This window comes from Pigmentiphaga sp. NML030171 (assembly GCF_002188635.1).
GTDB lineage: Bacteria > Pseudomonadota > Gammaproteobacteria > Burkholderiales > Burkholderiaceae_B > Pigmentiphaga > Pigmentiphaga daeguensis.
In genome coordinates this window covers 173,046-185,521 of record NZ_NINX01000032.1, presented here as the reverse complement: position 1 = coordinate 185,521, position 12,476 = coordinate 173,046, and the positions used below count along the sequence as shown (strand labels likewise).

The 12,476-nt window shown below is 69.8% G+C and carries 12 protein-coding genes; 11 read left to right on the top strand and 1 reads right to left on the bottom strand.

Annotated features, from left to right (window positions below; translation table 11 throughout):
• Positions 1–121 precede the first annotated feature (121 nt).
• Genes CDO46_RS11945 through CDO46_RS11920 form a run of 6 tightly spaced genes read left to right on the top strand, consistent with a single transcriptional unit; the run spans position 122 to position 5,409 of the window.
• A complete protein-coding gene (locus tag CDO46_RS11945; RefSeq protein WP_087838684.1) occupies positions 122–1,087 on the top strand; it encodes a tripartite tricarboxylate transporter substrate binding protein in 966 nt (321 codons plus the stop codon).
• A gap of 4 nt (positions 1,088–1,091) precedes the next feature.
• Positions 1,092–2,441 carry a CapA family protein gene (locus CDO46_RS11940; protein WP_087838682.1) on the top strand — a complete coding sequence of 450 codons (1,350 nt, stop codon included), beginning with the start codon at positions 1,092–1,094 and terminating at the stop codon, positions 2,439–2,441.
• Positions 2,441–3,235 carry an aspartate/glutamate racemase family protein gene (locus CDO46_RS11935; protein ID WP_087838681.1) on the top strand — a complete coding sequence of 265 codons (795 nt, stop codon included), beginning with the start codon at positions 2,441–2,443 and terminating at the stop codon, positions 3,233–3,235. Before CDO46_RS11940 ends, CDO46_RS11935 begins: the two co-directional genes overlap by 1 nt.
• Positions 3,236–3,263: 28 nt before the next feature.
• Entirely contained in the window at positions 3,264–4,115 is an 852-nt protein-coding gene (locus tag CDO46_RS11930; protein WP_087838680.1) for a sugar phosphate isomerase/epimerase, read from the top strand.
• On the top strand, positions 4,097–4,399 hold the full coding sequence (locus CDO46_RS11925; protein WP_165963128.1) for a putative quinol monooxygenase: 303 nt from the start codon (positions 4,097–4,099) through the stop codon (positions 4,397–4,399). The genes CDO46_RS11930 and CDO46_RS11925 overlap by 19 nt, the downstream gene beginning before the upstream one ends.
• A gap of 38 nt (positions 4,400–4,437) precedes the next feature.
• A complete protein-coding gene (locus tag CDO46_RS11920; RefSeq protein WP_087838678.1) occupies positions 4,438–5,409 on the top strand; it encodes a tripartite tricarboxylate transporter substrate binding protein in 972 nt (323 codons plus the stop codon).
• Between the two features lie 574 nt (positions 5,410–5,983).
• Here the strand turns inward: CDO46_RS11920 and CDO46_RS11915 are convergent.
• Positions 5,984–7,630 carry a DEAD/DEAH box helicase gene (locus tag CDO46_RS11915; RefSeq protein WP_087838676.1) on the bottom strand — a complete coding sequence of 549 codons (1,647 nt, stop codon included), beginning with the start codon at positions 7,628–7,630 and terminating at the stop codon, positions 5,984–5,986.
• 89 nt (positions 7,631–7,719) lie between these two features.
• Between CDO46_RS11915 and dapF the strand changes: the two genes are divergently transcribed.
• The 5 genes from dapF to CDO46_RS11890 all read left to right on the top strand — a co-directional run bounded on the left by dapF (position 7,720) and on the right by CDO46_RS11890 (position 12,476).
• Positions 7,720–8,595, top strand: a complete 876-nt coding sequence (gene dapF, locus CDO46_RS11910) for a diaminopimelate epimerase (protein ID WP_087838675.1) — start codon at positions 7,720–7,722, stop codon at positions 8,593–8,595.
• Positions 8,596–8,670: 75 nt separating this feature from the next.
• A complete protein-coding gene (locus CDO46_RS11905; RefSeq protein ID WP_254914586.1) occupies positions 8,671–9,339 on the top strand; it encodes a DUF484 family protein in 669 nt (222 codons plus the stop codon).
• Between the two features lie 66 nt (positions 9,340–9,405).
• Positions 9,406–10,365, top strand: a complete 960-nt coding sequence (xerC, locus tag CDO46_RS11900) for a tyrosine recombinase XerC (protein ID WP_087838753.1) — start codon at positions 9,406–9,408, stop codon at positions 10,363–10,365.
• Positions 10,366–10,484: 119 nt separating this feature from the next.
• The gene (locus CDO46_RS11895; RefSeq protein ID WP_087838673.1) at positions 10,485–11,678 is read left to right on the top strand and encodes a class I SAM-dependent rRNA methyltransferase; all 1,194 of its coding nucleotides are present in this window, start codon (positions 10,485–10,487) and stop codon (positions 11,676–11,678) included.
• 306 nt (positions 11,679–11,984) lie between these two features.
• Entirely contained in the window at positions 11,985–12,476 is a 492-nt protein-coding gene (locus tag CDO46_RS11890; protein ID WP_087838671.1) for a Fur family transcriptional regulator, read from the top strand.

Below are 12,476 nucleotides of genomic sequence, written 5' to 3'. Positions count from 1 at the left end.
GCCGCGCGCATGCTGCTCGAACCATCGATGCCAGGGTTAACCCCGGTGGCGAGTGGCCGATGGCGGCCTATAATCGCCATTAATAATTCAAACGTTGGTTTAATAAATGCGGGAGACAAGCATGGTTCGACACTTCCTGGCGGGCCTGGCCGCCTGGGCGCTGGCCGGGTCCGCGCACGCCGCTGCCGGATCCTGGCCGACGCATCCAGTCACCATCGTCGTGCCCTATGCGCCGGGAGGCGCGACCGACGCCGTCGCGCGGCTGGTGGGGCAGCGCATGGCCGAGAAGCTGGGGCAGCCCTTCATCGTCGAGAACAAGCCCGGCGGCAGTTCCAACATCGGCATGCAGGCCGTGGCGCGCGCGGCGGCCGACGGCTACACGCTGCTGCTGGTGGCCAACTCCATCGCCACCAACAACAGCCTGTTCGCCGACCTGCCGTTCGACGGCCAGCGCGACTTCGCGCCGGTGGGCATGATCGCCTCCGCACCGCTGGTGGTGGCGGTGCCGGCGGCCTCGCCCTTCAAGACGCTGGGCGACCTGCTGGCCCGCGCCCGCGCCAAGCCGGGGGAATTGACCTACGCATCGCCGGGCATAGGCAGCTCCGCCCATCTGGCCGGCGAGTCGCTGAAGCAGGCGGCGGGCATCGAGGTGCTGCACGTGCCCTACAAGGGCGCGGCGCCCGCGCTGTCCGACATGCTGGGCGGGCGCATCTCGTTCATGCCGCTGAACACGGTCGAATCCATGGCGCACATCAAGGGCGGCAAGTTGCGCGCGCTGGCGATCGCGCGCGCCAGCCGCATGGATCTGCTGCCCGACGTGCCGACCGCGACCGAGGCGGGCGTGCCCGGCTACGAGGAATCGGTGTGGTACGGGCTGGCCGCGCCCGCGTCCACGCCGCCGGCGGTGCTGGACAAGTTGAACGCGGTGCTGCGCGAGGTCGTCGACGAGGCGGCGGTAAAGCAGCGGCTGGTGGACCTGGGCGCGACGCCGTCGCCGGGGACGCGCCAGCAGTTCGCCGACTTCATCGCCCGCGAGCGGACGCGCGTCGCCAAGGTCGTGAAGACCGCCAACATCCAGGCCGAGTGACGCCATGCCATCCATCGAGCCGGCATCCAGGGCGCCGACGATCACGATAGGGGCCGTGGGTGACCTGTACATGGGCAAGCCGCTGCATGGCGAGACGGATCCCGGTTTCATCGCGGCGGTCCAGGCCCTGCGCGAGTGCGACGTGCGCTTCGCCAACCTCGAGATCCAGTTGCTGAGCCATCCGACGGTGGCAGCGGCCCAGGCGCCGGGGGCGTGGGCGGGCGCGCCGGCGGCGCTGGCCGGGGACGTGGCCTGGCTGGGCGTCAACGTGGCGTCCACGGCCAACAACCACGCCGGCGACTACGGCGTCGACGGTCTGCGCCAGACCGAGGCCGCGCTTCGCGACCTGGGCATTCCCCATGCCGGCACCGGCGCCGACCTGCAGCTGGCCCTGCGCCCCGCCATGGTCGATACCCGGGGTGGCCGCGTGGCCGTGCTGGCCGTCTCGTCCAGCCACCTGGACCACGCGCGGGCCGGGCGGTCGCGAGACGATACGCCTGGCCGGCCGGGGGTCGCGCCGCTACGCTTCGGCACGCGCTACCGCGTCGATGGCGAGGCCTATGCCGCGCTGGAACGCATCCGGGAGCACCTGCCCGTGGGCAAGCATCGCGAACATCCGCTGGCGAGGGCCTACGACGATGAGCGCGGCCCGGCGTTGTCGCTGCTGGGTGCCCGCTTCGTGCGCGGCAAGGATTTCGGCGTGGAGTCCTGGGCCGCGCCCGACGACGCTGCCGACATCGAGGCGGCGGTGCGCGCGGCGCGCCGCGACGCGGACTGGGTGCTGCTGAGCATGCACACGCACGAGTACGACAGCCGGCCCGACATGCCGCCGGGCTTCGCGGTGGAGATGGGCCGGCGCGCCATCGAGGCGGGCGCCGATGCCGTCATCGGGCACGGCGCGCACGGCGTGCGGGGCGTGCAGCTGCATCGCGGCCGGCCCATCTTCCATGGCATCGGCGCCTTCGTGTTCCAGCCCTACCTGTTCCCCACGCAGCCCGCGGATTTCTTCGATGCGTACGCGATGCGCGACGAATCATTGGCCGACGTCTACCGTGCCCGACGCGACAGCGCCGGCTTCTACCGCAGGCGTTCGGCCTGGGAAGCCCTGTTGGTGCGCCTGACCTGCGGCCGGGACGGTCCGCCCACGTTCACGCTGCAGCCGCTCACCCTGTGGGCCGAGGGAGAGGGGCCCGACGGCCTGCCCAGGCTGGCGCGCAACGGCGAGGGCCTGAAGCTGCTCGAGAAAGTGCGCGACCTGAGCCGCGAGCTGGGAACCGACCTGCGGCTGGACGCCGCGCAACATCTTTTGCATGGGCATGGCGCAGCCGTGTCCGCCCAACCAAGGAGGCAGTAATGCGTATCTGGTATCAGCTCGTCTCGTCCGAGACCGGCATGGCGAATTTCCTGCGTGCCACCCAGGCGCTGTGCGACGGCGCCGCGCTGCCGGGGACCAAGGTGGAAGTGCGCGGCACCCGGCAGGGTGCGCTGGGCGACCAGTTCCGCCTGTTCTGGAACTACGACGTGCGCGAGATCATCGACAACGCGCTGGCCATCCGCCAGCAGGGCGGCTACGACGCGTTCGTGCTGGCCAACTCGCTGGATCCCGCACTGGTGGAGCTGCGCGAGATGCTCGACATTCCCGTGGTCTCGTTCATGGAGGTCTGCTGCTTTCATGCCTGCACCATGGGCGAGCGCTTCGGCCTGGTCGTGCCCAACGAGAAGATGGTCCCCCGTTACCGCGAGATTCCCATCGGCTACGGGTTGCGCGACCGGCTGGCCTCGGTCGAGTACATCGAGTTCTCGAACATCCGCGGCTTCGATTCCGTGTTCACCGACACGCGCGCCGGCGATGACTGCGTGGAACAGATCCTGGCCGCCTCGCGCCGGTCCATCGAGCGCGGCGCCGAAGTGGTGATCCCTGCCGGGCCGTCGTCGACGCTGCTGGCCCAGCGCGGCATCTTCGAGGTCGACGGCGTGCCGCTGCTGGACTGCTACCGGCTGCTGGTCAAGGCGACGGAAATGGTCGTGGCCATGAAGGAGATGACCGGCGTGCACGTCAGCCGCAAGCTGCTGTACCAGGCTCCGCCGGAGGAATACGTGCGCAAGGTGGCCGAGGTGCGCAACATCGACGCCCTGCGGTCGCGGTGATGGCGCAGCCGAGCGGCGGGAGACGCGGATGATGCGGGAACGGCTGGCCATCAACCAGATCACCACGCCCGCCTGGTCGCTGGAAGAGGCCATTGCCGGCTACGCGCGCCACGGCGTGCACGGCGTGGGCGTCTGGCGCGACAAGCTGGCCGAATGCGGCGTGGCGCGGGCTCGCCGGCTGCTGCGGGACGCGGATGCCTGGGTGCCGTCGCTGTGCAAGGCGGGCGACCTGGCGCAACTGCGCGAACGTGGGCCGGGCGCCGCGCTGGCCGATTGCCGGCAGGCCATCGATGAGGCGGCCGAGATCGGCGCGGGCGCCGTCGTGTTCGTCTGCGGAGGCGGTGCGGTGGCCGGCCTGGCCCGGGCGCGCGAAGAGGTGCGGGACCTGCTGTGCGAAGCCGCGCCGTTGGCCGCCCAGGCGGGCGTGAAACTGGGCATCGAGCCTTTCCACCCCATGCACGCCGCCGAGCGCGGCTGCGTGAACACATTGGCGCAGGCCCTGCGCCTGTGCCGGGAAGCCGGCCCCGGCTGCGGCGTCGTGCTCGATGTGTTCCACACGTGGTGGGATCCCGACCTGTACGACAGCCTCGCGCCGCCGCACCTGCCCCACATCGCCACCGTGCAGTTGTGCGACTGGCGCGTGCCCACCCGCCATCCGGTCAACGACCGCGCCATGATGGGCGATGGCGCCGCCGACCTGGCGGGGCTGCTGGCCTGCCTGGCCCGCAACGGCTACGCCGGCCCGTACGAAGTCGAGATCTTCTCCACCGACTGGTGGGAGCGCGATCCGGACGAGGTGGTGCGCATCGCCATCGAACGCTGCCGGATCCTTCTTTCAAACCCATGCAACGGAAAGACGCCATGCAAGCCATATCGTTGATCGTCGAGTTTTCCATCAAGCCCGAGCACCGCGCGGAGTTCCTCGCGGTCATGCAGACGCACGCCGCCAACTCGCTCAAGGAGGAAGGCTGCCTGCAGTTCAAGATCATCACGCCGTCGGCGCCGATGGACGACCGCGTCTTCCTGTTCGAGGAATGGAAAGACCAGGCTGCGCTGGACTGGCACCTGGCGCATTCCGCGCTCAACGACACGCGCAAGCGCTACGACGCCTGGATCTTCAACCGCCACATCACCCACGGCCGCGTGGTCGCGCCCGCCGCCTAGGCTACGGTCGCCGCCCTTCCGACAACGAGGAGACACCCATGCATGCCTTGCTGCGCTTGATCGTGTTCACGTCGGCCGCCGCACTTGCGGGACCGGCGCCGGCCCAGAACGGCTATCCCGCCAAACCCGTGCGCATCGTCGTCGGCGCCGCGCCCGGCGGCCCCACCGACCTGGTCGCGCGGCTGCTGGGGGACAAGCTGTCGCAAAGCATGGGCGTGCCCTTCATCGTCGAGAACCGTGGCGGGGGCGGCGGCGTGATCGCCGCCGAGACCGTGGCGCGGGCGGAGCCCGACGGCTATACGCTGCTGATGGGCACGGTCAGCACGCACGGGATCAATCCGACGCTGTATCGCAAGCTGGGCTACGACGCGGTCAAGGACTTCACGCCGATTTCCTTGGCCGTCACCTATCCGCTCGTGCTGGCCATCAACCCCGCCACCGTTCCCGTTGCCAACATGACGGAGTTCCTGGCCTATGTCCGCCAGCATCCGGGCAAGGTGAACCGCGGCTCCGCCGGCAACGGCACCTCGATGCACATCGCGGGCGAGCTGTTCAACAGCCTGGCGGGCACCAGCATGACGCACGTTCCCTATCGCGGCAGCGCGCCCACCGTTGCCGCCTTGCTGGCCGGCCAGATCGGCGTCGACTTCGAGAGCATTCCCGTCGTCATGCCGCATGTCGAATCGGGCAAGCTGCGGGCCCTGGCCGTCACCAGCGCCAAGCGCTTCGAATCGATGCCGGATGTTCCCACCGTGGCCGAGACGCTGCCGGGCTATGAGTTCGTCGGCTGGCTGGGACTGGTCGCGCCGGCGGGAACGCCGCAGCCCATCGTCGAGACGCTGTCCCGCAAGATCGCCCTTGCCCTGCGGGACAAGGAGGTCAAGGCCAAGTTGCTGGCCCAGGTCATGCAGCCGGTGGGCGATACGCCCGAGGAGTTCGGGCGCTTCATTCGCAGCGAGATCGCCAAGCTGGGCGCGGTGGTGCGGGAGTCGGGCGCGACGGTGGACTAGGGAATGCGAGGCTCCTTTTAGGGGGGCAGGACCTAGGCGGGATCGACATTCATGGCATCCATGATGACGGGCTTCAACTGTAGGATTGAGTTCTTGAACCGTCCTTGGTCGGTGGGGCGGGGCGGCCCGCTCGGGGGGCGCAGCGAAGCCGGTCCCGCTGCGCGGGACTGCCCGGCGAGGGCAGGCTTGGCGGGGCGGGCGCAGAACTCGGGCGGGCACAGTCCCCCGGACTGTGCCTACTGCCGCCCTCAAACAGCTGCGCCCTTGCTTCCCCGCCAAGCCCACCCTCACCGGCGGCTCCGAATGCGCCCCCCGAGCGGGCCGCCCCGCCCCACCGACCAAGGACTACCACGGTGACGATCGCAGATCGAGACGCGGCGATGGGTCTTTCTCCATTTAATAAGACGACCGTGCTGAAGTTCATGGGGCTACGTGACGAGCGGTGCAGGTCTTGTCCGATGCGCAGGGGCCGGGCAGTCCCGCGCAGCGGGACCGGCTTCGCTGCGCTCCACCGCCTGCCCGGCCCCTGCGCATCGGACAAGACCGGGTAAAGAACATGAACGTCGATTCAGCCTCAGGCCGCGCTTTCCAGTATCGCGGCCAGCCCGTGCTCCATCGCGTGCCGCGACACCACCAGTTCCAGCCGCAGCATCGCGCGCGTGGCGCCCACGAAGATCTTGCGCGCCGTCCGCTCGTCCAGGTGGTCGAAGTCGACCTCGGTGAAGACGACGGCGGGGGCGGCCTGGCCCTTGAAGCGGTAGACCGACTCCATCAGCACTTCGCCTTCCGAGAACTCAGGCTTGCCGAACAGGTCGTAGCGGCCGGTGAAGGTGCGCATGGCATGCGGGCCGAGCTGGGTCTGGCCCAGCACGGCCGAGCTTTCGCGGCCGCGGAAGCTGACCACCGCGATGTCGGCGCGCTTGAAACCGGCGGCCAGGCATTGCGAGATGGCCTTCTTGGTGTGCGCCAGCAGCTCCGCCTCGTTGTCGTAGACCAGCACGCCCAGGCCGCCGGCGGCGATGGGGCCGCGCGGCTCGATGTGCTGGTCGTCGGGCAACAGCCGGTCCAGCAGCTTCACGATGCTGCGCGGGCTGCGGTAGTTGCTTTGCGCGCGCAGCGTGACCCAGTCCGGCAGGTGCACGGCGGGCTTGCCGTAGAGGTTCTGCATCGGGTCTTCCAGCCAGACCATGCGTGCGTGCTCGCGCGCATGGCGCAGGATCTGGTCGCGCCATTCGTCGGAGAAGTCCTGGCCTTCGTCGATGATGATGGTGTCGAAGCGCAGGTGGTCGGGCACGGCTTCGCGCGCGGCGCGTGCGACCAGGGTGGTGAAGGCGTCGGGGCCCGAGAAGTCCACCGGCTGCCCGGCGGCGTGCAGCACCTTGTCGCACAGGGTGTGGAAGGTGCAGGCCAGGCCGCCGTCGGGCGCGATGCCGTTGAAGTGGTCGGCCAGCGGCCGGTTGAAGCACACGTACAGCGGCCGGCGGCCGGCGTCGATGGCGGCGCGGAATTCCGCGTGGGCGAGCTGGGTCTTGCCCGAACCGGCGGTGCCGATCACCCTGAGCCGGAACGGCTCGAACTCCAGCCGCCGCGCCCAGTGCGCCAGGCCGCCCGAAATGCGGGTGACCAGCGCCCGCGCCTGCCCCACCAGGGCGTTGGCGTCGGGTTCGAGCTGGATGATGTCGTCCAGGAAGCGGCGCACGGCCGGCGCGGCCTGGGTGGCGGGCGCCTGCGGCAGCGCGAGCTGGATGACCGCGCACAGGCGGTCGCGTTCGGCGGCATCGACGATGCGTTCGGACGACAGTCCGGCGGTTTCCGGGTGGCGCACCGAGTAGTCCGGGCAGTACAGCAGGTATTCGACGCGGATGGCGTCCAGGTGGGGGCGCCGGGCCAGCCGGCCGCGCAGCACCGCCAGTTGGCGGGCGATCTGTATCGGCACGTTGGTGCTGTGGCTGGGGTATTTCTTGCAGAGCCCCTCGGGCGTTTCCTCCAGGAACCCGCTGACCTGCTCGATCAGCAGCAGGTCGCCGGCGGCGTTGACGATGGCGAAGTCGATGTCGCCATAGACCGAGAAACCGTGCTCCACGTTGGTCCAGTGGACGGCATGGTAGACGGTGTAGGAATCGGGCAGGCCGCGTTCGAGCGTGGCCAGGGTTTCGATTTCCCGGCGGGCGGCGCCGGTGGCGTTGATTTCCCGCCAACCGTCGGGGACGATACGAGCCATTGCGAGTTCCAGTAGACCGGCCAGTCGCCAGAATACCAAGCTCCGCCCCCGGCGGCGCGTGGTGCCTGGGCGCGGACTATAATTCCGGCATGACCTGGCACTTCACCAAAATGCATGGCGCGGGCAATGATTTCGTCGTCCTGGACGGCGTGCGCCAAGATATCCGGCTCACCCCCGAGCGGGCGCGCAAGCTCGCCCATCGGCAGTTCGGGATCGGCGCCGACCAGATCCTGCTGGTCGAGCGGCCCACTCGTTCCGATGCCGACTTCCGCTATCGCATTTTCAACGCCGACGGCGGCGAGGTCGAACACTGCGGCAACGGCGCCCGCTGCTTCGTGCGCTTCGTGCACGAGCAGGGGCTGACCGACCGCAATCCCGTGCGCGCCGAGATCTGCACCGGCATCATCGTGCTGAACGAACAGGACGATGGCGAGGTCAGCGTCGACATGGGCCGCACCAGTTTCGATCCGGCCGCCGTGCCGTTCGATCCGGCGGGCCTGACGCCGCGGCGCGAAGGCGCGGACGACGTCTGGCCGCTGGACGTGTCGGCGCCGGGCGAGGCCGAACGCATCGTCTGGGTGTCGGCCGTCGGCATTTCCAATCCGCACGCGGTGCAGGTGGTCGACGACGTCGACGCCGCGCCGGTGGCGTCCGTCGGTCCGCGGGTCGAGAGCCATCCGCGCTTTCCCCGCCGGGTCAATGCCGGTTTCATGCAGGTCGTCGGTCGCCACGACATCCGGCTGCGCGTCTACGAGCGCGGCGCGGGCGAGACGCTGGCCTGCGGCACGGGCGCCTGCGCGGCGGTGGCCGCGGGCATCCGCCGGGGGCTGCTGGAGTCGCCGGTGCGCGTGCAGACGCGGGGCGGCGTGCTGACCATCGCCTGGGACGGCGAGCAACTGCTGATGACCGGCCCGGCCGTGACCGTGTTCGAAGGCACCGTCGACGTCGACCGCCTCCTGGGGTAGAGGGGGGAGGGGAATCCACCCCCCACGCGCTTCGCGCGCCCTTGCCTTATATCAACAATGAATTCCGGAACGTACATGGACGCCAACGAAGTCGCGCAATACCTCAAGGACAACACCGATTTCTTCGAACGGCACGCCGAGCTGTTCTCCACCATGAAGGTGCCCCATCCCCACGAGGGCAAGGCCGTCTCGCTGGCCGAGCGCCAGGTGCTGGCGCTGCGCGAGCGCGTGCGCGGCATGGAGCTGCGGGTGTCGGAACTGGTGCGTGCCGCTTCCGAGAACGAACACATCTCCGACCGGCTCCTGCTGTGGAGCCGGGGCCTGCTCAAGGAGCGCGATCCGCAGGCGCTGCCCGCCGCCGTTGCCGGCGGCCTGGGCGAGATCTTCAGCGTGCCCGACGTGGCGCTGCGCATCTGGGCCGAGACCGCCCTGGGCGATGCCGAGGCCCCCTGGCGCGGAGAAGTCTCGGCCGATGCACGAACCTTCGCCAATGGACTGATGTCGCCGTACTGCGGCCCCAACTCGGGCTTCGAGGCCGCGGCCTGGCTCGATCGCGAAGTGCGTTCGCTGGCCCTGATCCCGCTGCGCGTGGGCATCGCGCCCGAAGCCTTCGGCCTGCTGGTGCTGGCATCGCCCGACGCCGAGCGCTTCACGCCCTCGATGGGCACGACCTTCCTGACGCGCATCGGTGAACTGGCCAGCGCGTCGCTCTCGCGCCTCCTGACCGAGGCGCCGCGCGCCTGAGCGCGTACCGTGGCCGACGATCCCCGTCCCGGTTCCGAGGCCACGGGGCCGGCGCTGGCCCGGCCCATGCTGGAATGGCTCGAACACCTGGGTTCGGGCCGCCGCTATTCCCCCCATACCCTGGCCGCCTACCGGCGGGACCTCGTCCACCTGGTCGAACTGGCCGATGACGTGCCGCTGGAGCGCGTGTCGCAGGGGCACGTGCGTCGCTACCTGGGACAACTGCACGCGCAGGGCATGAGCCCGCGCAGCCTGGCCCGCCTGCTGGCCAGCTGGCGCGGCTTCTACCAATGGTGGGCGCCGCGCGTGGGCATGCCCGGCAATCCGGCCGCGGGCGTACGCGGCCCCAAGGCGCCGCGCGGCCTGCCCAAGGCCTTGTCGGTGGACCAGACGCAGGCCCTGCTCGATCACACCCCGCCCGTCGCGGCGGAAGTCACCGGCCAGAGCGCCGAGCAGCGACATGCCATCGAATTGCGCGACACCGCCATGTTCGAACTGTTCTATTCCAGCGGCCTGCGCCTGTCCGAACTGGTGGGCCTGGACCTGGCCTACGCGCGCGAACCAGGCTACGAATCATCCAGCTGGCTGGACCTGGCCGAGGCCGAGGTCAGCGTGCTGGGCAAGGGCAGCAAACGCCGCATCGTGCCGGTCGGCACCCAGGCCTGCGAGGCCCTGCGCGCCTGGCTGGGCGCGCGTCCCGTTCTGGCCGCGGGCGGCGATGCCCACGCGCTGTTCGTCGGACTGCGCGGCCGCCGCATCTCGGCCCGCGTCGTCCAGGCGCAACTGGCCAGGCGCGGCCAGGCCGCGGGCGTGCCCACCCACGTGCATCCGCACGTGCTGCGCCACAGTTTCGCCAGCCACGTGCTGCAATCGGCCGAGGACCTGCGCGCGGTGCAGGAGATGCTGGGCCACGCCAGCATCTCGACCACCCAGATCTATACCCGGCTGGATTTCCAGCACCTGGCCAAGGTGTACGACAAGGCGCATCCGCGGGCGGGTCGCAAGGAACCCGGGAAGAAGGAATAGGGCGGATCCGTTCCAGGCCCTGCCAGGCGTGCGCGGGGAGCAATTTGGGCCTGGCGCCCGGCGGCGGTACCATGGCGGCCTGCCATCCGGCCCCATCCCTCCGCTTTGAAGAAGTCCCGATGAACGACGTCGTTCTCAAGCCCGGCAAGGAAAAGTCCCTGCTGCGGCGCCATCCCTGGGTCTATGCCACGGCCGTGGCGCAGGCCGTCGGCCGGCCGCTGGCCGGCGATACCGTGCGCGTGGTCGACAGCCGCGGCAATTTCCTGGCCTGGGGCGCCTACAGTCCCGATTCGCAGATACGCGTGCGCTGCTGGACCTTCCGCGAGGATGAGCCGGTGGATGCCGGGTGGATGGCCGCCCGGGTGGCCGACGCCGTGGCTCGCCGCGCGGCGCTGGCCGGCCGCACCGACGCGGTCCGGCTGGTGTTCGGCGAGGCCGACGCCCTGCCGGGTTTCGTGGCCGATCGCTATGCCGGCCAACTGGTGGTCCAGTTCCTGGCTGCCGGGGTCGAGCGCTGGCGCGAGGCCCTGGTCGATGCGCTGGTGGCCGCGACCGGCTGCGCCGACGTGTACGAACGCTCCGACGCCGCGGCGCGGGAACGCGAAGGCCTGGCACCCCGCACGGGCGTGCTCCGGGGGGCGGAGCCGCCCGCCGAGGTCGAGATCGTCGAGGATGGCGTGCGCTACGGCGTGGACGTGGTCCATGGCCACAAGACCGGCTTCTACCTGGACCAGCGCGAGAGCCGGCGCCGGGTGGCGGAGCTGGCCGCGCTGGTCGGGCCCGGCGCCACGGTGTTGAACTGCTTCTCGTACACGGGCGGTTTTTCGCTGGCGGCGATGCGCGCCGGGGCGGCGCGCGCCGTGTCGGTCGATTCGTCGGCCGACGCGCTGGCGATGGCCGCGCGCAACGCGGTCCGCAACGGCCTGCCGGAAGCGGCCTTCGAGTGCCGGGTGTCCAAGGTGGCCGAGGCGCAGAAGGCGCTGGCCGCCGAGGGACAGTTGTTCGATATCGTGGTGCTGGACCCGCCCAAGTTCGCCCCCTCGGTGCACCACGTGGACAAGGCGGCGCGCGCCTACAAGGACGTCAACCTGAAGGGCATGAAGCTGGTCAAGCCGGGCGGCTACCTGCTGACCTTCTCGTGTTCCGGCGCCATCAGCGTGGACCTGTTCCAGAAAATCGTGGCTGGCGCCGCGGTGGATGCGCGGCAGGACTTCGTGCTGCTGGAACGGCTGGCGGCCGGCATCGACCATCCCATGCGCATGACCCACCCCGAAGGCGAGTACCTGAAAGGGCTGCTGCTGCAGCGGGTCTAGCGGCGCGGCCGGAGCGGGCCAGGTGCCTGCCCGGATGGCCCGTTTCAGGGCGTATGTGCCCGCTGCCGTCGCAAACGGTTACCAAAATCGGCCGAAAGGCTTGAATTCCCCCAAAACGACCCCACATGTCGCGTTTGCCGGTGGCGATTCGTGGTACACCGTCCGGTGCTTTTTGTCTGGGGTCGCCTCCAGCGGAAAGCAATTGCGCCGCGGGGGCCTACCGGGGGTTAGTCCGGGTTTGCCCAGGCAAAGCGGCTTGTGCTGTAATCCGGCCCCGCTTGGCGGGCCGAACGGAAGGAGCGACGCGTGGAGGATCTGGCCCGCGAGGCGATACGTGCCCAAGGCGCACGAGTCACCGCGACACGGGTGCATGTCTTGGCAACCCTGATGGAGGCGGCAAGCGCGCTGTCGCACCAGGAGTTGTTCGACCGCATCGGGTCGTCGGTGTCGGTCGACCGGGTCACCGTGTACCGCGTGCTGGAATGGCTGGTGCAGTCCGGCCTCGCGCACCGCATCGCCGGGGAAGACCGCGTCTGGCGTTTCAGCGTCGCCCGGCCCGGCGACGAAGCGGGAGCGCCCCATGCGCACCACCACCACCACGGCGAGCCGCATGGGCACTTCCAATGCGATGTCTGCCGACGCATGTTCTGTATCGATGCACCGGTGGGTATCCAGCAGAATCTCGATCGCCTGCCCGACGGTTTCGAAGGGCGCGATGTGGAAATGGTCGTTCGCGGGCGCTGTCCCGCCTGCGTCCAGGCCGGCCGCGAAGCCGGCGACGAACGCAAAACGCATTGA

Coding starts and splice junctions, on each gene's coding strand:
- CDO46_RS11945 (WP_087838684.1), top strand. CDS start 122: ATGGTTCGACACTTCCTGGCGGGCCTGGCCGCCTGGGCGCTGGCCGGG.
- CDO46_RS11940 (WP_087838682.1), top strand. CDS start 1,092: ATGCCATCCATCGAGCCGGCATCCAGGGCGCCGACGATCACGATAGGG.
- CDO46_RS11935 (WP_087838681.1), top strand. CDS start 2,441: ATGCGTATCTGGTATCAGCTCGTCTCGTCCGAGACCGGCATGGCGAAT.
- CDO46_RS11930 (WP_087838680.1), top strand. CDS start 3,264: ATGATGCGGGAACGGCTGGCCATCAACCAGATCACCACGCCCGCCTGG.
- CDO46_RS11925 (WP_165963128.1), top strand. CDS start 4,097: ATGCAAGCCATATCGTTGATCGTCGAGTTTTCCATCAAGCCCGAGCAC.
- CDO46_RS11920 (WP_087838678.1), top strand. CDS start 4,438: ATGCATGCCTTGCTGCGCTTGATCGTGTTCACGTCGGCCGCCGCACTT.
- CDO46_RS11915 (WP_087838676.1), bottom strand. CDS start 7,630: ATGGCTCGTATCGTCCCCGACGGTTGGCGGGAAATCAACGCCACCGGC.
- dapF (WP_087838675.1), top strand. CDS start 7,720: ATGACCTGGCACTTCACCAAAATGCATGGCGCGGGCAATGATTTCGTC.
- CDO46_RS11905 (WP_254914586.1), top strand. CDS start 8,671: ATGGACGCCAACGAAGTCGCGCAATACCTCAAGGACAACACCGATTTC.
- xerC (WP_087838753.1), top strand. CDS start 9,406: ATGCTGGAATGGCTCGAACACCTGGGTTCGGGCCGCCGCTATTCCCCC.
- CDO46_RS11895 (WP_087838673.1), top strand. CDS start 10,485: ATGAACGACGTCGTTCTCAAGCCCGGCAAGGAAAAGTCCCTGCTGCGG.